Here is a 22,689-nt window from a genome sequence, read left to right as displayed (position 1 = left end):
ATGAATAATTGAATGTGTCTTATTCTTTTAACACTTACCTGGTGCAACCGATTTCAGCCTTTCGCGGACGTCTTCCCGCAGGCAATTCCAGGTAGTATCGATAACACCAGCAGCCCAGGCAGGAATATGCGAAGACAGGCGGTAATGAATCCATTTACCTTCGCGCCGGTCTACCACAAGGTCATATTCGCGTAAGATAGCCATATGCCGGGAGATTTTAGGCTGGGATTCACCTGTAGCTGCGCAGAGATCGCAGACGCAGAGCTCTCCAGATTCTCTGAGTAGCATCACAATCGACAAACGGGTTTCATCGGAGAGAGTTTTGAAAAGCTGGACCGGATGTAGCATTTTTTAGCCTCGACAGCGCTCACTTACATATATGGTAAATCATATATATAATTATTTAAAGAGGCACATTCATCGCTCCACTCGCTCACTTATTTCAATAACCGGTGCCAGATAACCTTTTTCATGCTGTTCAGGAATTAAGCGGCAGGAAGTGATGGCCAGACGATATCCGGTACCACATCCAGATTAAGCGCATCCAGTTCTTTCACATAGTTACGCCAGGCGATTAGCTTAGCTTTGTCTTCCTCACTGATTGTACCCAGTGTCAGGTCAACCACCCAGCCAGACATGATCCGTTCGGCTTCGCTGACCAGAATGACTTTGTTCGCCTCAGCCTCCATCACATCATCTTCATGCGTGTTGATGTGCGGTGCATCCTTCACCCATTCATCCGTGAAGCGGTTGTGGGTCATGGCGCCACCAGTGAAGTTATCCGGGACGAGGGCCGGGTAGTTCAGCCCTTCGAATGCCGAAGGACTTGTGCTCCAGCTCCGGTTATCGGCCTGGCTTACATAGATTTTTTTCATGCTGTTATTTTCCTGACATGGACGCGGACAGGGACGTTATTGACCGCTGTCGTCGCGGTGATCTGGTGTGGTGTGCCTGTCTGAGTACTGGTGTTCCCCATCGAGTTATTGCCGCACTGAACGACAATCCCCTCACCTTCCATATAACTGCCTTTGGTTCCATACCCACCAGCGGAGTAAATCCAGCCTGAATCCCCCCACCGCGCCTGTCCGGTAAGATCTGTCCGCAGGATTTCCGCAATAACCTCTACCGGCTGATTATTGCCGAACGGGTTAGCCAGCACCTTCCGCTGCGACAGCGCCATTGCCCCGAAGTCCAGCAGCGCATAGTCGATGCGTTCATTGGTCGCGATAATCGCGTTCGCATTAATCTGATCGCCCTCAGCGATAGCCGTCGCCAGTGCCAGGGCATCAATACTGCCGCCGTTAGTCGCCCGGGTGGCGAAACGCACCGTCCAGCAGCCGTACTGGCGGTTAGGCTGAATCTCCGTTACGCCATCCTGATATACGCCGCTGGCGAGCGTCGCATTGAACCCAATCTGATAGCGCTCGTTCGCCGCTGACGCCGTGCTCTGGGGCACGATCCCGTTCCCGGTGTACTGCTGAATTTTCTGGATTGGGCCGTTTATCTCTGAAACATCATCTTTATAGACGCCCCGGGCGGTGCTACCCAGAAGAGTCCCTTTGATGTTAGGCAGCGCAGATCCTGCCATGGTCCCCATCAGGGACATATCACCCGCGTCGCCGACTTTTACCGGAATACGCAACGATCCAGGCTGCACGCCATTATCATCCGGTAAGCGCATTTTACCTGGCGAAGATTCCGGCACATAACAGCCGCGTTTCAGTGGGTCGGCCTGCCATTCCGCTTCAGTGCAGGTCGGCAGCTTACCGGCGATCGCTCTGGCATACAGATCCGCAAAGATGCCCGTCTGGTCAACTTCCTGCCCGTCCCGCGGCGCGGTTCCCGGCTCCAGCGCCCCGCGCATCTCCTGCCAGTCAACCTGCCCCAGATAGCCAGGAAGCAGGTCGGCAATCTCAGTTCTGGAGAATACCTCCAGATTACTGCGCGCAGCAGGCTTGTCTGTCAGGTCATTAAGGTTGTTCATGTTCTGCAGCAGGTTCTCAGGCTGCACCGTGGCGGCGGCCAGTTCCGCCGCCGCCCGCGCCGTCCCGGCAGCGTCAGCATGGCCCTCAGCTTCAGTAGCTTTACTGGTGGCGGTTCCTGCGGCTGTTTCTGCTGCCGATTTCGCGCTCTGCGCGCTGCTGTTAGCGGATTCCGCTGCCTCCGCATCAGCGCGGGCCGCCACCGCGTCAGAATGCGCGGCATCCTTGTCGGTCGCCACCTGCAGCGCATCACCCCGTACCTGGTCAGCCAGCTGTTGCACTACATCAATGTCGATACTGGTCAGTATGTCCTGAATGCTTTTCCAGCTCGGTCCGGTAAACGTGGAACCATCCGGCAGAAGCACGGTGATATCACCGCTGGCACTGAAAACGGCCTGCCAGTTCTGTTTGTCGTCATTGAGTCCTCGCAAGGCTTCGGTGCTCTGGACCACCAGCGCCGCCGTCACCATATTGAGCGCTGCGCGTGGTACCGCTGACCATGCGGCGCCTGCCTGAGTCGGTCCGGAGTAATTACTGACGAGCGTCAGCGCGGTGTTGTTGTTCACCGCTTTAACCGGCAACGTGTATGGCACGCCGCCGACCGTCACCACAATAAAATCACCCGCCGTCAGATCCGTGGTAAACGTGGTGCCGTCCCCCCCCACGGAGGCTGAATTGTTCGTCAGGGCTAACGTTCCTGCAGACATACTGGCTCCTGTATTCAGGTAATAAAAAACCCCGCCTGAGCGGGGTTCGAAGAGTGCTTTAAATTACTTGCAGGTCGTGCTGGTAAAATTGTTTTTGCTGACCCAGTGCCAGCTGAACGGGGGACCGGCACGATACTGCGTCTGTGCCCCCACCTTCCTCACACCATAGATTTCAACCGTTGTTTCCTGCCCACCAATCATTGCCGTTCCCTGACAAACGGGCGCCTGTTTCTCAAGTACACCGGCGCAGCCGGTCAACATGACTGAAACAGCCGCGAATAAGAGCAGCTTTGTCATTTGGGTTATATCCATTTGAATTTATGAAATAAAACAATAGCAACATTAAAGTAATGGGTATAATTGATTTGCCAGATCAATCACATAAAATTGATCGTTCAAAACGATCAATCATATTTCGACAGGTCTATCGCTCGCACCACGGTTTTCGCATCCAGCGGTGTCCCCAGTTGCCCGCCAACAGGCACGGGCACGGACATTACCGGGTGGATTACGGTTGAAGTACCATTATATTTCGCCGCCATACCAATCCCTATCTGGAAGGGGCGCTGCTGATAGACACCGACATAAAATCCGGCAAGCTCAGGTATGATCCCCCATTTACCGGAACGGGTATCACTCAGATTGAGCCCCGAATTCGCCCCACCTTTCGTTCCAATACTGACGATATCGGTCAGGACTCTGGTTTCGTTGGTGAGGATGCATTTTCCGTTTTTATCCCAGATCGCAAGCCCCCAGCCGGGTAAAGGTTGTGCCCTGGTGGTGAACAGGTAGCAGGTTAAGGTATAGGAACCACTGAAGGTGCTAATCGGGTACGCCGTTACGGTCAGTGAAGTACCTGACAGGGAATAGGCAAAAAAAGTGTCGGCTGTAGAAACACAAAAAGGCATTGCCACATCATCAGTATCAACCGTGATGGTAACGCTGACATTTCCGCTACCGGAAGCTGAGTATTTCCCCTGTAAGGAAATGGGCGTGGATTCATCCGTTAAAAATGGCACGCCATCTTCTGTCGTCAGTAAAACACCCCACGTCATCAGGCCCTCCTGAGATAAACAACAATCGTGGCCGCCTGCGCGGATTCCGTACCAATCCCGAAACTGGTGTCCCCGCCCTGCCTGACGGTTACCGTCCCGCCACTGACGGATATCACCCTTCTCTTCGTCGTATAGCTGATACTTCTCGGGCACTGGATATAATCCAGCACATACCCGTCCGGCACGGTAAAGGTCTGTGACGCTGTCAGCTGTTCAAAATTGAGCAAGAGCCGCCCCACGATCGTAATCGGAACGATGCCATAGTTATTTGGTTTTCCGCTGGCATCCCATGACTGAAACCCCCAGGCCATCAGAATACCCCCGTAATTTTCCCGTACTGGCAGCGCAGGCGATCATTTTCATCCTTAACGCTGATTGTGGTGTTGGTTTGCTTCATGGCACCGGCACCATCTGTCCCGTAATTCTCGAACGTCCCGCTCTTGTCCAGTTTCCAGCCAGCCTCTCCCGAGACGTAGTTGTCCGACTGAATGTAATTGCCGATTTTTTCATTATCGATCGTGCCTTCCTGGATAAACGCAGAACTGATGAACACCTGCCCGTCGATGGCCGCAAATGGTGAATACTGCGTATCTCCGCTGCCGCTCAGCAGAACAAACTGGTCAGCATTGAAACCCACACGTGTGACCACGGGCTTCCCTGTTTCGGCCAGTACCGCAATGCTCATCCCGGCGTTGTACATCACCCCGTTAATCCTGATGCCCGCTTTCAGGGTGTGAATAGCCGTTGCGCCGTCAGAATCCACCGTCGCGGTGAGCTTGTCCTCGAGCGACGCGGTAACGTCGCTGATCTGCGCCTGGACAGTGGTTGTCAGATCGGCCATTGCCTTATCAATACCGGCAACAGTAGTTTTGACGACCAGGATATCGGCGCGCACTTCGCCATACTGTCGCCACTGGTGATCGACTGCGGCGTTGTTTGCCAGCGCATTCTGCAGGGCGGCTTCGAGACTGGTATTGATATCACTGGTCAGCTGTTCACCGTCGGCTGACGTCAGGAAACCATCTCCGATATCGCCGAGATAATCCTCCGCATTATTGTTGACCATGCCGCGGAGCCAGTCGGTAAATCCTGATTCATTACCGGCCTTATCGACCAGCTGCGCGCAGTACCAGAATTCCTGGCCTGCCTTTAACCCGAGCTGGATGTATTCCGAGGACGGGTACGGAACATCGCTGAGTAACAACGGATCCGAAAAGTCAGCGTTCGCCGTGTACTGAATTTCCGTTTTCAGCGTGTCGCCGGTATTGGCCGGGAATCCCCAGTTAAGGCGGATCCCCCAGTTAATGCCCGTCGCGGTAAGCCCCACCGGCTTCGGCGGATTGCCCACCTTGCCGGTCAGCGTTTTCTCTTCCGAATATCCCCATCCGCTGGAGATTTCCGCGGCATTGATCGCCCGCACCCTGACCAGATATCGCCCGGCGTAGATGGACGGTACTTCGAACGAGGTGGTGGAGCTGCGCGGCACATTGATCCAGTTACCATCATTACGCCGCCACTGAGCTTCATAAGAGATGGCGTTTGTAGTCACGTCCCATGCCACCCGCAGTGTTTCCAGGCTGATCCCCTGGCTGACAGAGGAATAGCTGTCGATGACGATATTCTCCGGCGCGCGCTGGCTCCCTGGCGGAACAACCGAGACGGGCCGCTGGTCAATGATGGCGCCGGTATCAATACGCTGGTATTTATCCGGATCGTGGAAAGACCCGGACACGGCGTAAGTCCCGTCATTATTGTCAGCGACGCTTACCACCCGGTACTGCTGTGCATACAATTCATCAGACTCAACCACCCAGACAGCTTCCGGTACCGGCGTTTCACTGTATGTGGCAGACACCGTGACAACCCGACCATTCACGGCCTGAATCGTCCTGCTCTGGGAAGCGCCGGAGGGCAGGTTCGCCATCAGCCGATCGCCGGGCGACGCATGGGGTTCCCTGTCGAGGGTAATAACGCGCCCGTTTACCGCACTGATTCGTCCGCCCGTTACTTTGCCGGACAGCATTTCGTCGGCGACCGCGATGACGTAACCGGGTTGCGGGATATTGCCGTCCAGACCGACCGGAAAGGTCACCACGCGATCTTTGTTGTTGGTGAGGATGCCCCAGCGCCCTTTGCGGTTAGCTTCGGACTGACGGGTGCAACCGATGGCGGTCATCTCGAGCTGGTTGAATCCGTACCGGGCCACCAGCGGTTGCTCAAATACCGGCTCCATGGCATCGGCATAGCCATTGCCCGGATCGGACCACGACACCAGCGCAGTGGTGTAGCGTGTTTTGGTCGTGCTGCCGGAATAGGTGAATTTACCGTCAATGACATTGGCCCGCGTGTAGTTGTAGTCCACATCACGGGGCATATCCGCCAGGCAGACAATTTTGTCGCCGCCCCAGTACGTCATGCCACGAAATATTGCCGCAAAATCCCGCAACACAGTAAAGGCATCATTACGTTCCTGAACATAAACATTGCAGAGATAGCGGGGTTCAGTGCCGCTGCCGCCCCTGCCGTCAGGCACCATCTGATCGCAATACTGTGAGACCTGGTAAAGCGCCCACTTATCGATATTCTCCGCGGTGAGTCGGTTCCCCAGGCCAAAGCGGTCGGTGATCACGAGATCGTAAAAAATCCATGCCGGGTTGTCCGTCCACGCCCATTTGAAGGCTCCCGTCCAGGTGCCGCTGTAGGTTCTGGTTTCCGGGTCGTAGTTATCAGGAACCCGGATCACCCGACCGCGTGGCTCGCAGGAGATCTGCGGGATAGCGCCATTGAACTGACTCGAGTCGAATTCAATGTAGAGCAACGCCGTGTTCGGATAGCGCAGTTTGGCGTCAATCACCTCGGTATAGCTCTCGAGCGTCATGCGTTCGCCGATCTTTGCACTATTGGTTTCAGCCGTGAGTTTGCGTAAACGAAGAGTCCAGGTACTTCCGGCCTGCGGCAAATCGATGCGGTGACTGCGTTCGTAACCGGATGTGGTTTTCCCGGTCACACTGGTATTCAGAACCGTTTGCCACGCGCCGCCATCGGTCTGCAGATCAATGGCGTATTTGATGGAATACCCCACCAGATCACCGTCGTCCTCCTGCCTGTACAGTGAGGGCCATTTCAGGCGCAGGCGGGCTGCGGATAGTTGGGTGTTGGTGAAGGTATGTGTCCACGCGGTGGTGCTGGTGATTTCTGTCCCGACGTTGATTTCATTTTCGCTACCCGGTATGCCCTGAATATATTGCTGGGCCTGCGTTCCCGGGCGGAACTCCCAGACAACGCCGCTGAAGTTTTGCGAACCGTCGCTGTTCTCCAGTGGGGTACCATCCAGATAAATGTCTTTCCCCGTCAGACCACCGGCAAACTCCCCTTCACCAAGCGCGATGAGGATTTTCGCCTTTGCCACAGACTGGAGATCGTCAGGCTGTTCAACTGGCGTGCGGGCGCTTGAGCCACCGCCCTTTTTGCCCTTAATTTCTCTGGCCATATTTTTCCCACAAAAAAACCACCCGCAGGTGGCCATTGAAATAACGAAAGGATTTATTGCTGGTCTTCGACGTAAATACCCGCTGAGATGATCGCCCCGCCAATGCGGCGTTTACCATAGAGCAGAGGAACGGGATTACCCTGGGCTGTGGTGTTGGTCACCCCGCCGAAAGCATAGGAAGCGCGGTTGTCGGCATCCTGTTTGCTGGCAAGGCCGCCGGGCTGCGGCGAGAGCATCTGTACAACGCCGCCGAGCGTCATCGCGGCACCGGCAGAAAACAGCAGGTTACTTGCCGCGATACTCAGGCCGGGCATCCAGATAGAGACGACCACCAGCACAACGCCAAGGATGGTCTGTAACAGGCCTGCCTTTTTACTGCCAATCACCACGGGGACAATACGGATAACGTCACCGTTAACCGCAAACCCCAAATCATCAATACCGATATTCTTTTTGCCCTTAAAGACGGCGTAGGTGAGCCCGCGCATACGGCTCGAATTCAGGTATTTTTCAAAGCCATCCACGGTTTTTGAAAGTGCGTTCACCGCCTCGCCGGTAGTGCGGATCAAACGATAATGCACCCTGCCGAAGGTTTTACCGAGCACACCACCGAGCTCGATACGTGTCATGACTTCCTGCACAGGTCAGCCCTCTCTCAGATGAATGATTTATAGCGCACCACTTTCATGGTTCTGTCCATCCAGTAACCACCGTAGGGCGTGCGCTTGCTCAGATGACCATAGAGGTGATGCAGGAGCATATTGCCTTCCAGCAGAACCCCGGCGTGGTTCCACTTATTCGCCTGCACCTGCATGATCACCAGATCACCCGGCATCGGCGACCCGGTGAACTCCCGGAATCCACAGTCATACCAGCAGTCCCGGTAAAAATTGTCCGGATACTGGTCTTCCCACCACGGGTAATCCACCCGGTAATCGGTCAGTTCAATGCCGTGCGTCTGCCGGAAGTAACTCATCACCAGCCCCCAGCAGTCGAAATGGCCGAGCACGAACGGACGCTCCAGCAGTGGCAGCTCGCCGCGTGGCTGGATAGTACGCAGGTCGCCTTCCGGCCAGCTGACAATATGCCAGGGTAACAGCGTCGCGTCGCACTGCGCCTTGTCCAGCTCACTCGGTTGCGTCGTGGCGTCAGGATGGCTGTGAACAATCGCGATCACCGTCCCCCGGTCCTCTGCCGCGGCGTAATCCTCCGGCGAAAGATGAAACTGTTCCTCCGGCGACGGTGCCAGGTTACGACAGGGGAAATACCGCTCAACCCGGCTTTTTTGCGTGATGACGCCGCAGCATTCCCGCGGATATTCCGCAGCAGCATGCGCCATGATGGCATCAATGGTTTTCTGTCGCATATCAGCTCCTAATGAGCGACGTGCCGGGGAACCCGCCAAACGGCAGCTCGTTATTAGCGCCGTGTCGCAGTTTGCAGGCGGTCAGCGTACCGTTGCACTCATCGAGCGACGGATCGCTGACCGGGTTGTTGTTTTTGTCGAAATACAACGTCCCGGCATAATCACAACCATCACCGGAACGGTATTTGTTGCGGATACACCAGGTGCAGAGAGAATGAAGCTGGCGTGTCGGGAGCAGCAGTCCCTGCAGATCCATCGGGCTGGCGAGGACAAACTGAATCACCTCGTTCGTCTCCAGCTCCTTGCCATCGATGTAATACACCCGGCGGATTTCCTGCGTCGGATCCGCCGCCGGATTACCGTCCGGGAAGTTGTTCGCATCCAGGTACTGCGCCAGCGTGTCATGAATAACGACTTTGGCCTGAAGCAAATCATCGTACGCCAGGCATAACGCGGTGACAGAACTGTCCAGGTTTGCCACTGACAGTTTTGGTTGCGCACTTGAGCCGTCAGTCGATGCCTCAATCCCTTCAATCTGACAGGGCCACGCGCGGTATTCATTCCCCTGCCACCAGAGGGATTTCACCTGCAGCTTTGTTTCATCGCCAGCCGCCGCTTCAATCTCCTCCGTCGTATGCGGGATATTGTAAGCATGGAAGTACATCACATCCGATACGCCGAATGCGGTACCGTCCACCTCAATCAGCCGGACTGTATTGCCCGGCTCCAGTTTCTGGTAATCAGCATTAAGACTCATGGTGCATATGCCTGTTCAAAGGTTGCGGTAATGGTCATCACACGTTGACCGAGAATGACTTTCTGAAGGCTGTCCGCCTGTACCCGCCACAACGCCAGCTCACCGAAAGGCGGTGCAAAAGAAAATGACGTTGTTTTGTGGCGGCGCAGGAAGGCATAAATTTCAAGTCCGGTCTCCGGCCGCCCGCGGAAGGTATAATCAAAGGTCAGCATTTCGTCGTGCAGACCCGAGCCACTCACCTGCGCATAGCCGTCGCCGAACTGGGCTTTACGAATGGTGTCCTTGCTTTTGGTTGTCGGCTGGCCAGCCGCCTGAACCGGCCAGATAAATGCCTCAACGGCCATAATAATCACCTGCGATTGCTGGCACTCCAGATAAGACCGCCGGGGCGGGTCTCCCGCTTAATGCCATCCTGTACGGATTTATTGATAACCTGCTGATACGCCCGACCGATCTGATCGCCGGTATTTTTCCCGTCATTGTCCGACTGATCATTGTTGACCGTCACCGGTGCATAGACACTCACCCCGAACGGGGAAGCCGCGCCGCCGGTAGCATTACCGACATACCCGCCCGTCGCATACCCGCGCATCATCCTGTAGAGATTGTTGACACCAATCCGGCTGGTCGCTTCTTTGTGAAAAACGAACTCACCGCGGTGAACCACCCCGGCAGGCTCATATTTCCCGCCGGATCCGGTGAACCCGCCACCCGCAAAACCGAACGCCGTGGAGGCGAAACCAGCCAGTCCGACCAGCGCCTGCTTCATGGCGATTTGGGCCAGCATCGACAGCGTGGAGCGGGTGAAATCGGCCCACTTCGTTTTTCCCGATACCAGCATGTCGCCGAGGTTCTTCGAGAACCCGTCAAACGCGGTCGCTGCCGCCGTCCGGATTTGACCGTAAGCATCGGTCGCGGAGTCGGTGTAATCCGCCCAGGCCGATTTCGCGCCGGACAGCCAGTCGCCACGCAGGGTATCCTGGGCGGCATAGTAGTTTTTCAGCGCGGCCAGCTCATTCTGATAACCCTGATCGGCATCTGAGCCACCCGCATTCATCCAGCCCTGACGGAGTTGCGCCTCTTCATTGCGCCGTTGCGTCTCCCGGCTACCCGCTCCGGCGCTGTCCAGCAGCGCACGGGTTTTCTCACCCATCTGCGTGACGTATTTCTGCGAGGAGTCCTGCAGGCGGTTGAGCCGCTCCTGCGCCACAATCTGATCGCCCAGGCGGGCATTCAGTTCGGCGCGGGACAACACTTCGTTTTTACTGGCGAGCAGGGATTTTTCTTCGTTACTCAGCGTGCGGGTTTTTGCCGCGTCCTCCAGCACCGTAAAGCGGGCCTGCTGGCGCCACAGGTTCTGGCGCTGCTGGCTGATGGTATCGTTGATACTCCTGTGCTCCTGCAGCGTCCTCAGCTGTGTTTCCAGCTCCAGCGTCTGCGCGCTCGCGGTATCTGCGGTGCGGGTTCCCTCCGGGGTTTTCACTGCCTGTGGCTTTTTGAGCGTGTCCTCGTACTCTTTTCTGGCCGCCGACATGTTGATGTTGTAGTCAGCCTGGAGGATCCGCCCTTCTTTCAGCGCGTTGTTGAGCTCGTTCTGCCGCGCCGTGTATTTCTCCAGCGCACTCTGCGTTTTCGCGTAATTCGCCTGTGCCTGAACCGCATATTTCTGCCTGTCGGACTCCGCGGCAGCTTCCTTCTCTGCATTAGCCTCGTTCGCTTTCGCTATTCCGGCCTGCTGCTGCGCCATATCCAGCGCCAGCCGGGCCGTTTCACGGTCATTCCAGAAACGGGCCCGCGCCTCTTCATTGATGAAGCGGTCGTTTTTTTCCAGCTCCCACGTCTGGTCTGCCCGCCTGAACGCGGCCTCCGCTTTGCTCAGCATTTCCTGCGCGCTGTCCGGTCGCCCGATATCCAGCGCCGCGTCCCACATGGATTTAAACGCCCGCTTAAGGGAATCCGCCGCGGCCTCTATCGTGCCCATGTTGTCGCGCAGGCTTTTGGTCTGCGTGTTGAACCCGGTTGTGGCGGCATCGTTTGCCGCCTGCAGGGCCGCCGCTTCATTACCGGAACGCTGCAGCTGCGCGACGTAAGCAATCTGCTCTGCCGTCACGTTATGGAACTGCTGCGCCATCGCAATCAGGCCGGACGTCGGGTCATTCGTCAGCTTACCGAACGCTGCGGCAACTTTGTCCAGCGGCAGGCCGGACGCCTGCGTGAAGCGGGCCACGGCCTGGCTCATGTAATCAAACCGCGCACCGGCGAGAACACCCGCGTTTACCAGCGCCGTCAGCGCTTCACCGGACTGATTAAACGTCAGACCGGCACTCTGCCCGGCGCGGGCCAGTGTCAGCATCCGGTTAGCCGTCAGCCCCGCGCTGTTACCTGACAGCACCAGCGTTTTATTGAAATCAGACAGTGTGGAGGAGCCCTGGTACCAGGCATACACAACGGCACCTGTCGCCGTCGCCAGCGCGCCGAAGCCAACCACCAGCGGTGATATCGCACTGGTCAGGGCACGGAACGTCGGGATGATCCCGCCGAAGGAATCCTTAATCTGACCGCCCTGCTGGAGCAGGATAAGCCACGGACTCTGGCCACCAGCGAGCTGGGTGGCCACGTCGGTAAACTGTGCCGGAAGCATCCGCATCGCCGCGGTGTACTGACCGACGGATATTCCGGCCTTCTGCGCCGCGCTTTGCTGCCTGCTGAACGACTGCTGAATACGTAATGCCGCATCGTTTGCAGCATCACCGGTTTGCTTCAGCTGCCGCTGAGCGTAGCTGACCTGCTCAGTAAACTTTGATGAATTGACGTCAAGGTTAACAACCAGATCACCGACTGCCGTCTGGGCCATAGCGAACGCCTCCTGTAATGCCTGCTGCTTTTGCCATCAGCACATCGTCATCCGGCGCGTCGTCCGGGAGTGTGTCAGATGTCGGGGAAAGAATGCTGAAAGAGCCGGGTGTAAGCTCAGGATCACTGAAAAACATCGTTGAGAGGGTGTAGAGCAACCCGGAAAAATGCAGATCAAGCTGCGCGTCATGAAAGTAGTTGTCCCGGTAGAAAATATGCCAGTCGCCGTATTCTGTGGAGGACATGCCAGCCAGCATGGTGCGCCAGTCCGGGCGACCGAACTCACGCGCCAGCTTCATGACAAAGGTCAGCTCACTGGCAAGGACTTTTCCGCAGACACCGGTTCAGCTTCTGCTTCAATCGCAATATCGTCTGTGGTGCCGTCCTCATCAGGCGACGGCAGCATGCCGGAGAGCTGTTTCACCCGGAAGTCCGCTTCGGCGATTAAATCCAGCGGCCAGGTGGACAACACCTCCTGCTGAATTTTCACGTATTCCGCAACCGCCCCTTCCGGGAGGGTGCCTTTCAGGGTATGCCCTTGCCAGAGAGACATCGCGACCACCCAGGCACCGGTCTGCACGGTCACCTCCATCGCTTTCTGAAAATCACCCTCTTCGATCGCTTCGATGTTTTTCAGATATTCAAGATGACTGATGCGCTGCAGCGCGGACAGTTCGAACAGAATAATGGTCTGCCCGTTACGGGTCATTTCATCGGTTTTTAAAAACATGCTGTACTCCGGGAGGCGGGGCCGGAGCCCCGTTTATCAGGAAACGGTGACTTCGCAGATGCCCACAAAGTTGCCGTCGTTCGTCATCACAACCACCGGCACCACGCCCGCTTCCACGCCGGTCACCGTGACGATGTTGCCGCTGACGCTGGCTGTGGCTTTTTCGGGGTCTGAGGTGGACACGCGGAAGGATTTATCCGATGCACCGGCGGGCAGAACGGAGACGTTTAACGTCACGGTGGCACCAACAGCGACGGCCGCGGTGGTTTTATCGAGCGTGACGCCGGTAACCGCAATCACCGGTGCACCACTCTCTTCTGCCAGATTCGGTTTCCCGGAGTTGGTGATTTTCACCGTGCGGGTAATGACTTCCTTCGAGGTGATGGTCTTGCCGAGGCTACTCGGCCAGCCTTTGAACACATCCACGGTGCCATTGGGGTATTTAATCTTGTACGCCCGGACAGTACCGTCATTGAACCAGCTCACCAGGTCTTTCTGCCCGGCTTCGCCCGGTTTCCACCCCAAAGTGACCGACGTGTCACCGGCAGATTTCTGCCCCTGCGCGGTGCTGGTCCAGTCGGCGTTTTCATCATCGATGTAGGTGTCGTCTTCCGAATCCGCGGTCATTTCGCCGGGGGTTAAATCCTTCACCTGTGCCAGTCGGGTCCAGTCGACATCTGACAGCGGATTAGCGAAAGGATCGCCTGAACCGCCATAAATCCAGAACGTGGTACCGGCACCTTTTACAGGTGCCAGCGGGTTTGGTGTTGGCATAGTGTCCTCACATTACATAACTGATCGAATATTTCAGGTCGGCAGAACTCCATAACCCCATATCGTCATCACGCTGGTAGTCATAGCCCTGCTGAACCATCATTGAGAGAAGACCGGACAGAGCAGGAACATCCGCCAGCGCCGGATACACCCGTGATTCCATCCAGTCATCGAGATGTGAATCTGGTGTCTGCGCAGGAAGAAAAACTTCGATGTGCAGTGTTGCCCGCCAGGTATCGGCGTCAAGTTCTTCGCCGGTATACTCCGCATCGGTGAGGTAAACCGCCACCGCCGGGAATTCGTTCTCTTCAAACACGACGGGACGTCCGTCAAAGAAGGTGGCGTCACCCCCGATGACCCCTTCAAGGGCATCGAGCACCGCCAGTCGAATATCACTATGTTTCATCGCGTCAGAATCAGCCTGAGTTGGTTTTTAAGGGAAGCCCGTAATTCTTTGGGCATATCGGTTTCCATCAGTTTTGGCAGTTCATCCTTAAACGCTGTGGTCAGCGGTGCTGCAAGAGGAATGCTGACGACTTCAATCGGGTAGCGCGGCTTTGCCGTTCTGCGCATGACATGCCAGCGCCCGTTTTTCAGTTTCTGGATGAAGGCATTGGGAAAACGAAACGGGCCAATGCGCAGCACGCTGTTAGCGCCCCGGGTATCACGTTTTCGGCGTGATAAACGAACACTTGCTATACCCAGCTTAATGGCCGGGAGGTTGCCCCTGTTCACCCGGATCATCGCCCGCGGTTTTTTGGTGGTAGCGCGGCGGACTTTCGCTCGCTGTTTCACCAGTTTCCGGGGAACCCGGGTGTCTTTCGACACGATGGCGACACTCCGGCTGACAGCACGATTAGCAATACGGTTTACCGCCTGGGCGGATGCCCGCGGAACGGCAGTTGTGCTGATGCTGTTCAGATTGGCGATTGCCTGCTCAAGACCTTGTATGGACATAACATTTCCTCAGCGGCGCCGGGTGCTCTCTGGCGGCGCACCATTCCCGAGCCAGACATGGCAGGAGCCGCAGTCATCCGGCCCGACACGATCGACCCAGAACGGTTTCCCGTAAATGGTCAGCGTATCCAGGCGTTTTAACAGACTCACGGTGACAGATTTGACGAACAGCGTCGGGCTGGAACCTTCCACCCTGACGCCAGCCCCTGCGTAGCCAATATTCTCAGGATCGTCGAATACCCCGAACAGAACTGCGCCAGTCTGAGCCCCTGATGTGACACGGGCTTCGGTTCCCATCACCTCACGGATAGTGTCGTCGGCGCGTGATAAAGCAGCGTCGAAGAGATTATCGAATTCAGACATGACGCCTCCTGTCAGTATTCTGCTGCCAGCCCCTGAGCAATCAGATCGGCAGCATCGCCAGGAGAGACCCGAATCGGGGTATCAGGCTCAACAATCGAGAGACGCTCATTCTTTGTCGCGTGAAGAGCGTCGATATGCAGCGTCACCCGTGTTTCAACTGTCACCAGCTCGCCTGTCGTTACCAGTTTTGTGTCTGTTCCAGTACCAGCCGGGGAAGACTCACCACCAGCGTCAGTTACTGGAGTCTGCTCACCAGCCTCACCAGATGCTGCCGCATCGTCATCAGGATCCGCGTCAGACGTATCGTCCTGCAGCTCTTCTTCCAGTTCAGTCACACGGAGTTTCAGCTCCACCTCTGATCCGGTTGTACTTACCTCGCGGTTCAGCAGTACGCCCAGTTCTTCCAGGCGCGCAATGAGTTCTTTCTTTGCCATCGGTTATCTCTCCAGAAAAAGAAACGGCCCCGAAGGGCCGCAATTACGCCAGTTTCACCGACACGAATGCATCCGGATCAGGGAGCAACATCAGCGGTGCTGACTGGATCATTGTGAATTCACGAGCCGGGTCACCGGTCTGGATCCAGTTTTTTGGATAGCGCGCCGAGGCGTTGATACCTTCACGCTGCGCGTCCACGTCCTGAATACAGCCGTAGGTACGAATCCCGCGAGCCTGCGTGTTACCCAGCACCATCGTTAAATCAGGAAGGTAGTTTTTCTTCTGATCGTCTTCGATGAACTGGCCGGAATACACCACGATGGCCACATCGCCGTACATGCCTTTATAGGAAACGACTTCGCCCAGGTCCTTCAGTGCAGTTTCCAGCTCGGAGTTAGATCCACGTCGGGTATCCAGTTTTTCCTTCACTGCCTTAAACGAACGGAACAGCGCCCACCCTTTCGGGTCGAAAACGATAATGTTCACAACCCCGCTGGCACTGAGCGCATACGCCTCAATGTCATCGGTCGGGTCATATGTCGCTTTATCACGGCCTGACCAGGCTGCCGCGCCTGCCTGCGTAATGTTGTTACCGGCATTACGGCCCATATCCACCTCAACCGGTGCAAACTGCTCACCCGTCATGGTGTATTTGCCCTGGAGAACAGCAGCAACAGCCTGTTTCTCCTCTACCTGTGCAATCGCCAGCTCTTCATCCTTCATGTTCTGAAGGATGATTCGGCGACGGCGATAGGCCGGGTCCGCCAGATTTTGTGGATCTTCATCCGGCAGACGACGCAGGGTCATCTGCGCATTAACCTCATGCTTAGGCTTCACATAGCCCGGCGTAAATTCAGAGGTGCTGCCGCCGCGGGAGCGAATCACCTTACCGGACACGATTGGCGAGACATACAGCGCCATATTGACCAGACCGGGGATCTGCGAGAGATAGACTTTCTCAGTCGTAAACGGATAGCTCTCACGAAAGAAAATCCGCAGAAACAGCGGGTCAAACTTGAATTTCTTTTCATTAACCGCCAGCAGTTTAGCGGTGGTATACATGGACATAGATTTTTTCCCGTAAAAAAGGGCCGCCAGGGCGACCCGTATGGACAGAGATAGCGATCAGCCGGTGTGGTTACACAATGCTGATGGCGGAGCCCGCAAAGGCGTTACGTTTTTTGACCTCATCTGTCACTGCAGCAGGCCAGAGCACGTCTTCAAAGCGGAATGAGCCGGTTTTATAGAACGTCAGTTGCACGCTGTTTTCGTCAGCAGCGATCGCCAGCACCCCGGTAGCCGTGCCAGCTTTCGCACCGTCCCAGACCGTCAGTTTCCCGGAGGTTGCGTCAGGCATCAGCGGCGTCATGGCCGGTGTTGCCGCAGCAAGACCACCCGGGCCGGTTGCGGTAAATGCCGGGTCACTGTTGCCCAGCGGCTGGTTATGCTTAAACTCTTCTGTGATTGCCATAAAAGCCTCTTAAACGGGAGTGTTCATCAAATCATCCCCGGCATCTGAGTCCGGGTTTCCTGCCGCCACCGCGCCGGGCGCACTTTCCATCAGACGGTCCAGCGAAGTATCCGTACGAATCTGGGCACTCTGCGGAGCCGCCCCCAGAATGCGTTGTGCATTCTCCACCGTCATTCCCGGTGTTTCCGCCAGCGCCCGGGCCTGTGTTTCCCGCCCTCTGGCTTCTTCACAGTTCAGGATCCCCATAATGCGGGCATTTTCTTCACTGACTGCTTTTGAAATACGGGCATCCATATCCGATGTTGCTGCTGTCGTGACATTCTCTGTCACAACGGGCTCAGTCGCGGCGGGCTCAGTTACAGCGGCGACCGCCGCCGGAATTGTTTCTGCGGATGCAGTGGTACCTTTCATGTTTCCTCCGGTAATCGTTTCACGTCGTTTATCAAGTGCATCGCGCATCACACTGAGCGCGTCGGTGTTAATAACAAGTTCATCCGCCAGACCGGCATCAACCGACTCCGCACCGCTGTAGACCGCAGCTTCGGTATCCAGCACGTCCCTGACGGACATGCTGGTGTAACCTGCAACTTTCTCAGCGAACATCTGGCGGGTGGCGTCAATACGCGCCTGAAAATCCGCGCGGATATCTTTCGGCAGCTTTTCGTACGGATTGCCGTCGACCTTGTGATCGCCGCTGTAAATCAGCGTGACCTCAACCCCCTGTGTTTTCAGCGCCGCGCCGTAGTTGCTGTGCGCCATCATCACGCCAATTGACCCGGTTCTGGCCGTTTGCGTAACCAGACGGTAAGAGGCAGCACTGGCGATAAGCTGTCCGGCGCTGCAGTTCATATCATTTGCCAGCGCCCAGATCGGTTTGATGTCCCGCATGCGGGCAATCAGGTCAGCACAGTCGAAAGCACCCGAGACCATGCCGCCGGGGGTGTCCATGTCCAGCAGAATGCCGTCGACACCAGGATCGCTGACTGCCTGCTGGAGGCGCGTGATAATGCCGTTGTATCCGGTCATGCCGGAGTACGGCTGCAGGCTGCGGGTTTTGCCCACCAGCGTGCCGGTAACCGGCAACACCGCAATCCCGTTCGTCACCTGGTAGCTTCTTGCCAGCCGTGGCCCCGGTTCGTCATCTTCACCAAAGAACGCCATCGGCTCAGCAATCTGCTCGCTGTTAAGCGTGGTGCCGGACAGGGTATCGGTCAGTCGGGTTATTCCCAGCTGGCCCGCCAGCGCGCAAAAGAAAACCCGCGCATAGGCGGGTTCAAGTAGCAGCGGCTCATTAAAGGCCAGACTGGCAATATGTGGGAGATTACGCAGCTCGTGCGTCATCTTTCTCCTCCTTAGTGGAGTTTTTCAGTCCTGATTCAAAGGCCGAAGCCGCCCACGCTGGCGGCGTTAACCCGGCAGCCCGTCGTTCCATTGTTTCGCGCACCTGCTGGGCAAAAATCTCCTGATAATCCTCACCTCGTTTGGCGCACTCTTTTTCGTAGGTGCTCAACCCGGCCTCGATCAACATGACCGCTTCCTGCACTTCCTTGAGACCATCAATCGCCATGCGGCCAGAGCCAATCCAGTCACAGTTGCCCCAGGCACTTCGGGCTTCCTGAAAAGAGAAACGGGCGCGGGATGGCAGCGTGACCACCCTTCGAACAATTGCCTCTTCAAGCCAGCACAAAAACATCTGGCATGCCTGCCGGGAGGCTATAAACTTACGGCGCCCCATGAAATACGCCCACGACTCATTGGCGCTGGCCCGCGCGGTGGAATAGCTCATCTGGGCATAATTGCGCGACAGTTGCTCATACGACACACCGAGACCAGCAGCGATGTAACGCAGCAGCGACTGCTCGAAGACGGAATAGCCATTATCGGTATCCTGAGCAGACTGGAGGTTCAGGGAATCACCGGGCAGCAAGTGCGGCACTTTCGCGCCACCGAGTCGTACCGGCGCGGCGGTGTAATACGAAGCCATTTCACCCAGCCAGCCGGTCATTCTGCTCTGCTGTTCTTTATTGTCAGAACCGAGGATAAAGTCCATCGCGGTATTCGTATCCAGCTCGCTCTCGATGGTGGCGGCGTACATCGCTTTCACGATCGCGCTCTGCAGCTGAGTGTTCTGCAGCGTATCGAGCATTTTCATTTGCTCCATCACGCTGTAAAACACGTTGGCGCCCCGGGTCTGACCATCCTCAAGCGGCTCAAAGACATGAATGAACGACGTGCGACCACCCGCCAGTTCGCGCGGGATATAGGTCCATCTCTGCGGCGACCAGCCGGGATAACCGTCCTCGCTGACGTAGTAGCCGATGGCCGCACCACCGTTATCGAGAGCCACACCCGCGCGACAGTTGCGTGAATCTCCGGAATTGTTCGGGTTACTGATGCGTTTCGGGCTGACCATCTTGAACTGCGTTCTGAACAGCCTGCTGGCGCTGCTGTCCCAGGTAGCCTGAGCACATAATTCCCCGTTAAAGGCATGCATCGCCACGCCTTCACGGATCATCATGGTGAAGGTGCGTTTACGCTCAACATCAATGCAGCAGCAGTCATCCTCAGCAAACTCTTTCCAGGCCGCTTCCACTTCCCGGGAAAAGGCCCGGGCTTCCTCCTCACCAATCCCCAGAAAACGCCAGCTGGGACGATGGCTCAGGCGGAAAAACGAGCCGACAATATGATCCTGATGCAGTTGCACGGCATTTGCCGCATAACCGTTATTCCTTACCAGATCGTCAGCGCGGGCGTTACCGCGGACAAAATTTGGCAGAAGTGCCGCATCAGGACTTTCGCTGGGTGGATTCCAGGCGCGCAGCTGACCGCCGAACCCACCAGCCCCGCCATGGTACCCGGCGTACTCCCGCAAAGAGGTTTTCCCGTCCGGACCTAATAACGCTGGTGATTTCATACATAGAACCCTGCCGGTCCCCGGCGCCTGTGAGTGATACCGATTTGTGTTTCCAGATCGGAGATGTATTTTTTCAGGTCAGTGACAGAGGTGGCAGTAAACTCCACCCTGCGACCGTCTTTCTGCACCGTCGCCACCCGCTTGCCCGTCATCAGTTCATGCAGCGCGGTGCGGGCGCTGTCCAGTTCGGCCTGTGTCGCCATCATTCGTCTCCGGCTAAAGCCCGGGCATAATCTGCCAGGGTTTTGTTATTTTTCGGATTGCCGTCATCCTCCAGCAGACTGACCAGAAGTGAATCAAGGTTGAGTTGCCAGCGGGAAATACTGATCCGCAGCGCAGCCAGCGCGTAGACAAAGCAGTCCAGCGCCTCGTTACGCCGCTTTTTACTGTCCCAGAGGATTTTTCGTTGCCCGTTAACCCATTTTTCGACCTGCTCTTCAGCGGTCAGTTGCTGTGCCTCAGCCAGATCGTAAATGTCAGGGTTATTGGGGAAATGCACAGCACCGGCGAGCGGTTCATCACCTTCAGCAACCAGAGTGAAACGGTTGTAAATCTGCTCTTTCGCGGTATCGGTCCCCACTTCCGTCAGATACACGCCGTTTTTGTTACGCTTGCGCGGCATGTTCGCCACCGGTTTACCGTATACCGACGCCCCTTTGACGGGAATGACACGGAACAGACCGTGTTTTTTCGACCGTTTATAAACAATGGTGGGATCAATACCCCCGATATCCCAGCAGATGCGGGATATCGACATTTCCACACCGTTGCGCCGGGGATAGACTTTATTGATCGCCTCATCGACCCTGAGAAGCGTGACTTCATCATCATGACGGCCCATGATGATCTGCCTGTCGATAAGCCAGCTTTCTTCTCCCGGGCCCCATCCCCAGACACGCAATTCGTAGCGGTCCAGTTGGGAGTCAATTCCTGCAGTAAGGTAAGCGACACGATCCGGAACAGTTGTGATGAAGTGTTCCTTACGCGCTTCCAGCGTCTCGGCGTCCGGACGTTCGCCGATCGTGGGCTCCCACGTCTCACCTAACGTCGTGTTGATGAAGGTTTTGCGCTTACCTGTGTCCCCTTTCGTTTTCAGCCAGTCGCGGACTATTTGCACCCAGGTGGTGAAAGGACTGTAAGCCGTCCAGATATGAAAAGTGACACTTTCCGGTGGGGCAATGTCAGCGCCGGAGGATGAAAACCAGCTTAAACCGTCATACGTCCAAATCCCGGTACGCTCGCAGATATAGCGGGCGCTGGTGAAGTCCAGTTCCTGCTGTTTGATCACGCAGGCATTATGTTCGCAAAGATAAAAAACGCTGGCCGGGTTATCCGCTTCCCACTTAAAGCCAAACGGGGTTTCTTTATCCCCAAATTTTAAATATTGCTCTTCACCGCAATGCGGGCAGCGGACATGAAACCGCATAAAATGCTCAGATTCACTGGCTGCACGCTCTATCTGACATGAGCCACGAAGTTTTGGTGTCGACCCGCGAATGGATTTCGGCCAGACAGAGCCTTCAATACGCTTATCACCCAGGAATGTGGGAGAACCTTCTTTCTCAATATCTTCATCAAACGATGCGAGTTCATCATAACCAACGACATCGACAGATTTTTCGCGGTAGTTTTTTGCTGCCTTGCCGCCAAGGCACCAGAAAATTTTGCCGTGGCTGTACCTCTTCATGACCAGGGTATTATCGCGGTGTTTTTTACCGAACCATGGCGCCAGCGACAGCAACACTGGAACATCGCGAATTGTCGGTTCGACGTGGGACTTCATGAAATTCGCCGCATCCGTTTCGGTAGGCAGAAAAAGAAGCTGGTTTCTCTGCTTGTGCTCGGTGAAATATGCGAAGGTGGCCAACAACATTTTGGAATAGCCGACGCGGGCCGATTTGATGATATTCACAACACGAATATAATCCGCCCCCATGCTGTTCATGATCGCCCGCTGATAAGGCAATGTTTTCCAGAGCCCCTCCTAGTAGGAGGATTCTTTGGGGAGGTAATAATGCTTGTCAGCCCATTCAACCACACTCACCGGGACAGGACGAACCAGCCCCCGTAACCCGTCGCTAATGCAACGGACCATATTACTCATCTGATATTCGGATATATTCATCAAGGATACCCGGTAGTTTTTCCCCGACACCGGCGGCAAGATTCATTGTTCTGGCAATTTCAGCTTTGATAAATGCAAGTTGGTGATCTTCCGTTCCCGGAAAACGCCGTTGTATTGACAGGGGAAGTGCATCAAGAACAGAAGCAATTTCTCCGGCAATTCGGCTAAGCGCGAAGGTACAAAACTCGGTATCCACTACGCGGCGGCTGTCCCGATCGTTTTTAAGCTTCTGGCCAATTGCCTGCTCTTCGGTCAGCGCAATGCGCGCCAGCAGAAGTTGCTTGTCGTGATCCGTATTTTCATCGTCAGGTTGTTGTTTCCGCTGCTGATGAGTCAGTCGGTTTTCGAGTACAGATTTCACATCGTAGAGGACCTCCCGGCCCTTGCGTTGTGCAGGTAAAACTCCCCATTTATCAAAAGCCTGCACCGATATCCCGAGAGAGGAAGCCATATCTGATTTGTTCAGCAAAACAGCCATCTCCGCTCCCTATTTATCAGTGACAACAAAACAACAACCAACCTCCTGAAAAAAGTCATACATCGCCAGAATCTGCGAGGCCGCCGCCCCGTAATTGAGCGAGATGCCTGAAAGGACCCGTAAACGTTAATGATTACCAATTACGACTCATTCGCAGCGGTCGCTACTATTTCTCGATATTGCTTAGCTATTTCCGCATGATCCGGCCGTCAAGATTGGATTACCTAGCTGG

At 55.8% G+C, this 22,689-nt stretch carries 23 protein-coding genes and 3 pseudogenes; all 26 read right to left on the bottom strand.

The genetic code is table 11. The annotated features are described in order from the left end of the window. Positions 1–27: 27 nt before the first annotated feature. The 26 genes and pseudogenes from AOY23_RS21620 to AOY23_RS06525 all read right to left on the bottom strand — a co-directional run bounded on the left by AOY23_RS21620 (position 28) and on the right by AOY23_RS06525 (position 22,457). On the bottom strand, positions 28–348 hold the full coding sequence (locus AOY23_RS21620; protein WP_072170938.1) for a metalloregulator ArsR/SmtB family transcription factor: 321 nt from the start codon (positions 346–348) through the stop codon (positions 28–30). Positions 349–485: 137 nt separating this feature from the next. After that, positions 486–875, bottom strand: a complete 390-nt coding sequence (locus AOY23_RS06645; protein ID WP_054178585.1) for a tail fiber assembly protein — start codon at positions 873–875, stop codon at positions 486–488. A gap of 1,409 nt (positions 876–2,284) precedes the next feature. Then, a pseudogene (locus tag AOY23_RS06640) lies at positions 2,285–2,689 on the bottom strand (hypothetical protein); the annotation flags it as partial. A gap of 63 nt (positions 2,690–2,752) precedes the next feature. Beyond that, the gene (cor, locus tag AOY23_RS06635; RefSeq protein ID WP_054178586.1) at positions 2,753–2,986 is read right to left on the bottom strand and encodes a phage exclusion lipoprotein Cor; all 234 of its coding nucleotides are present in this window, start codon (positions 2,984–2,986) and stop codon (positions 2,753–2,755) included. 107 nt (positions 2,987–3,093) lie between these two features. Further along, complete coding sequence (locus tag AOY23_RS06630) at positions 3,094–3,744, bottom strand: hypothetical protein (protein WP_054178587.1); 651 nt, start codon at positions 3,742–3,744, stop codon at positions 3,094–3,096. After that, positions 3,744–4,055: a hypothetical protein gene (locus AOY23_RS06625; protein WP_054178588.1), complete on the bottom strand. Its 312-nt coding sequence runs from the start codon at positions 4,053–4,055 to the stop codon at positions 3,744–3,746. Before AOY23_RS06625 ends, AOY23_RS06630 begins: the two co-directional genes overlap by 1 nt. Then, on the bottom strand, positions 4,055–7,234 hold the full coding sequence (locus tag AOY23_RS06620) for a TipJ family phage tail tip protein (protein WP_054178589.1): 3,180 nt from the start codon (positions 7,232–7,234) through the stop codon (positions 4,055–4,057). Before AOY23_RS06620 ends, AOY23_RS06625 begins: the two co-directional genes overlap by 1 nt. 53 nt (positions 7,235–7,287) lie before the next feature. Beyond that, positions 7,288–7,875 (bottom strand): tail assembly protein, encoded by a 588-nt coding sequence (locus AOY23_RS06615; protein ID WP_072170937.1) that lies wholly within the window; start codon positions 7,873–7,875, stop codon positions 7,288–7,290. Positions 7,876–7,889: 14 nt separating this feature from the next. Further along, a complete protein-coding gene (locus tag AOY23_RS06610) occupies positions 7,890–8,600 on the bottom strand; it encodes a C40 family peptidase (RefSeq protein ID WP_054178591.1) in 711 nt (236 codons plus the stop codon). Position 8,601: 1 nt separating this feature from the next. Then, positions 8,602–9,357 (bottom strand): phage minor tail protein L, encoded by a 756-nt coding sequence (locus tag AOY23_RS06605; RefSeq protein WP_054178592.1) that lies wholly within the window; start codon positions 9,355–9,357, stop codon positions 8,602–8,604. Next, entirely contained in the window at positions 9,354–9,701 is a 348-nt protein-coding gene (locus tag AOY23_RS06600; protein ID WP_054178593.1) for a phage tail protein, read from the bottom strand. Before AOY23_RS06600 ends, AOY23_RS06605 begins: the two co-directional genes overlap by 4 nt. 5 nt (positions 9,702–9,706) lie before the next feature. Next, on the bottom strand, positions 9,707–12,211 hold the full coding sequence (locus tag AOY23_RS06595) for a phage tail tape measure protein (RefSeq protein WP_054178594.1): 2,505 nt from the start codon (positions 12,209–12,211) through the stop codon (positions 9,707–9,709). Further along, a pseudogene (locus AOY23_RS06590) lies at positions 12,195–12,509 on the bottom strand (phage tail assembly protein T); the annotation flags it as partial. The gene AOY23_RS06595 and the pseudogene AOY23_RS06590, both read right to left, overlap by 17 nt. Positions 12,510–12,517: 8 nt before the next feature. Continuing rightward, positions 12,518–12,940, bottom strand: coding sequence for a phage tail assembly chaperone G (gpG, locus tag AOY23_RS06585; protein ID WP_054178596.1), 423 nt, complete (start codon positions 12,938–12,940; stop codon positions 12,518–12,520). Positions 12,941–12,976: 36 nt separating this feature from the next. Beyond that, a complete protein-coding gene (locus tag AOY23_RS06580; protein ID WP_054178597.1) occupies positions 12,977–13,714 on the bottom strand; it encodes a phage tail protein in 738 nt (245 codons plus the stop codon). 7 nt (positions 13,715–13,721) lie between these two features. Then, positions 13,722–14,120: a phage minor tail U family protein gene (locus tag AOY23_RS06575; RefSeq protein WP_054178598.1), complete on the bottom strand. Its 399-nt coding sequence runs from the start codon at positions 14,118–14,120 to the stop codon at positions 13,722–13,724. Further along, entirely contained in the window at positions 14,117–14,671 is a 555-nt protein-coding gene (locus AOY23_RS06570) for a phage tail protein (RefSeq protein ID WP_054178599.1), read from the bottom strand. Before AOY23_RS06570 ends, AOY23_RS06575 begins: the two co-directional genes overlap by 4 nt. Before the next feature lie 9 nt (positions 14,672–14,680). After that, positions 14,681–15,034 carry a head-tail joining protein gene (locus tag AOY23_RS06565; RefSeq protein ID WP_054178600.1) on the bottom strand — a complete coding sequence of 118 codons (354 nt, stop codon included), beginning with the start codon at positions 15,032–15,034 and terminating at the stop codon, positions 14,681–14,683. A gap of 11 nt (positions 15,035–15,045) precedes the next feature. Next, positions 15,046–15,468, bottom strand: a complete 423-nt coding sequence (gene gpFI, locus AOY23_RS06560; RefSeq protein WP_054178601.1) for a DNA-packaging protein FI — start codon at positions 15,466–15,468, stop codon at positions 15,046–15,048. A gap of 43 nt (positions 15,469–15,511) precedes the next feature. Beyond that, positions 15,512–16,537: a major capsid protein gene (locus AOY23_RS06555; RefSeq protein WP_054178602.1), complete on the bottom strand. Its 1,026-nt coding sequence runs from the start codon at positions 16,535–16,537 to the stop codon at positions 15,512–15,514. A gap of 70 nt (positions 16,538–16,607) precedes the next feature. Continuing rightward, on the bottom strand, positions 16,608–16,940 hold the full coding sequence (locus AOY23_RS06550) for a head decoration protein (RefSeq protein WP_054178603.1): 333 nt from the start codon (positions 16,938–16,940) through the stop codon (positions 16,608–16,610). Between the two features lie 9 nt (positions 16,941–16,949). Further along, positions 16,950–18,281 (bottom strand): S49 family peptidase, encoded by a 1,332-nt coding sequence (locus AOY23_RS06545; RefSeq protein ID WP_054178604.1) that lies wholly within the window; start codon positions 18,279–18,281, stop codon positions 16,950–16,952. After that, positions 18,262–19,854: a phage portal protein gene (locus tag AOY23_RS06540; RefSeq protein ID WP_054178605.1), complete on the bottom strand. Its 1,593-nt coding sequence runs from the start codon at positions 19,852–19,854 to the stop codon at positions 18,262–18,264. The genes AOY23_RS06545 and AOY23_RS06540 overlap by 20 nt, the downstream gene beginning before the upstream one ends. Further along, positions 19,851–20,057: a phage head-tail joining protein gene (locus tag AOY23_RS06535; RefSeq protein WP_054178606.1), complete on the bottom strand. Its 207-nt coding sequence runs from the start codon at positions 20,055–20,057 to the stop codon at positions 19,851–19,853. Before AOY23_RS06535 ends, AOY23_RS06540 begins: the two co-directional genes overlap by 4 nt. Next, positions 20,057–21,979: pseudogene (locus AOY23_RS06530) on the bottom strand (phage terminase large subunit family protein). Before AOY23_RS06530 ends, AOY23_RS06535 begins: the two are co-directional and overlap by 1 nt. Further along, entirely contained in the window at positions 21,951–22,457 is a 507-nt protein-coding gene (locus AOY23_RS06525; protein ID WP_054178608.1) for a terminase small subunit, read from the bottom strand. Before AOY23_RS06525 ends, AOY23_RS06530 begins: the two are co-directional and overlap by 29 nt. Positions 22,458–22,689: the final 232 nt, after the last annotated feature.

Origin of the sequence: Trabulsiella odontotermitis (genome assembly GCF_001297775.1) — a bacterium.
GTDB lineage: Bacteria > Pseudomonadota > Gammaproteobacteria > Enterobacterales > Enterobacteriaceae > Trabulsiella > Trabulsiella odontotermitis.
This window is presented reverse-complemented; position numbering and strand designations above follow the sequence as displayed.

Excerpts from the sequence above, each read along its gene's own strand:
- gpG (WP_054178596.1), bottom strand. The coding sequence starts at position 12,940 with ATGTTTTTAAAAACCGATGAAATGACCCGTAACGGGCAGACCATTATT.
- AOY23_RS06565 (WP_054178600.1), bottom strand. The coding sequence starts at position 15,034 with ATGTCTGAATTCGATAATCTCTTCGACGCTGCTTTATCACGCGCCGAC.
- AOY23_RS06625 (WP_054178588.1), bottom strand. The coding sequence starts at position 4,055 with ATGGCCTGGGGGTTTCAGTCATGGGATGCCAGCGGAAAACCAAATAAC.
- cor (WP_054178586.1), bottom strand. The coding sequence starts at position 2,986 with ATGACAAAGCTGCTCTTATTCGCGGCTGTTTCAGTCATGTTGACCGGC.
- AOY23_RS06580 (WP_054178597.1), bottom strand. The coding sequence starts at position 13,714 with ATGCCAACACCAAACCCGCTGGCACCTGTAAAAGGTGCCGGTACCACG.
- AOY23_RS06525 (WP_054178608.1), bottom strand. The coding sequence starts at position 22,457 with ATGGCTGTTTTGCTGAACAAATCAGATATGGCTTCCTCTCTCGGGATA.
- AOY23_RS06575 (WP_054178598.1), bottom strand. The coding sequence starts at position 14,120 with ATGAAACATAGTGATATTCGACTGGCGGTGCTCGATGCCCTTGAAGGG.
- AOY23_RS06570 (WP_054178599.1), bottom strand. The coding sequence starts at position 14,671 with ATGTCCATACAAGGTCTTGAGCAGGCAATCGCCAATCTGAACAGCATC.
- AOY23_RS06605 (WP_054178592.1), bottom strand. The coding sequence starts at position 9,357 with ATGAGTCTTAATGCTGATTACCAGAAACTGGAGCCGGGCAATACAGTC.
- AOY23_RS06595 (WP_054178594.1), bottom strand. The coding sequence starts at position 12,211 with ATGGCCCAGACGGCAGTCGGTGATCTGGTTGTTAACCTTGACGTCAAT.
- AOY23_RS06555 (WP_054178602.1), bottom strand. The coding sequence starts at position 16,537 with ATGTCCATGTATACCACCGCTAAACTGCTGGCGGTTAATGAAAAGAAA.
- AOY23_RS06600 (WP_054178593.1), bottom strand. The coding sequence starts at position 9,701 with ATGGCCGTTGAGGCATTTATCTGGCCGGTTCAGGCGGCTGGCCAGCCG.
- gpFI (WP_054178601.1), bottom strand. The coding sequence starts at position 15,468 with ATGGCAAAGAAAGAACTCATTGCGCGCCTGGAAGAACTGGGCGTACTG.
- AOY23_RS06550 (WP_054178603.1), bottom strand. The coding sequence starts at position 16,940 with ATGGCAATCACAGAAGAGTTTAAGCATAACCAGCCGCTGGGCAACAGT.
- AOY23_RS06610 (WP_054178591.1), bottom strand. The coding sequence starts at position 8,600 with ATGCGACAGAAAACCATTGATGCCATCATGGCGCATGCTGCTGCGGAA.
- AOY23_RS06535 (WP_054178606.1), bottom strand. The coding sequence starts at position 20,057 with ATGGCGACACAGGCCGAACTGGACAGCGCCCGCACCGCGCTGCATGAA.
- AOY23_RS06645 (WP_054178585.1), bottom strand. The coding sequence starts at position 875 with ATGAAAAAAATCTATGTAAGCCAGGCCGATAACCGGAGCTGGAGCACA.
- AOY23_RS06620 (WP_054178589.1), bottom strand. The coding sequence starts at position 7,234 with ATGGCCAGAGAAATTAAGGGCAAAAAGGGCGGTGGCTCAAGCGCCCGC.
- AOY23_RS06540 (WP_054178605.1), bottom strand. The coding sequence starts at position 19,854 with ATGAAATCACCAGCGTTATTAGGTCCGGACGGGAAAACCTCTTTGCGG.
- AOY23_RS21620 (WP_072170938.1), bottom strand. The coding sequence starts at position 348 with ATGCTACATCCGGTCCAGCTTTTCAAAACTCTCTCCGATGAAACCCGT.
- AOY23_RS06630 (WP_054178587.1), bottom strand. The coding sequence starts at position 3,744 with ATGACGTGGGGTGTTTTACTGACGACAGAAGATGGCGTGCCATTTTTA.
- AOY23_RS06545 (WP_054178604.1), bottom strand. The coding sequence starts at position 18,281 with ATGACGCACGAGCTGCGTAATCTCCCACATATTGCCAGTCTGGCCTTT.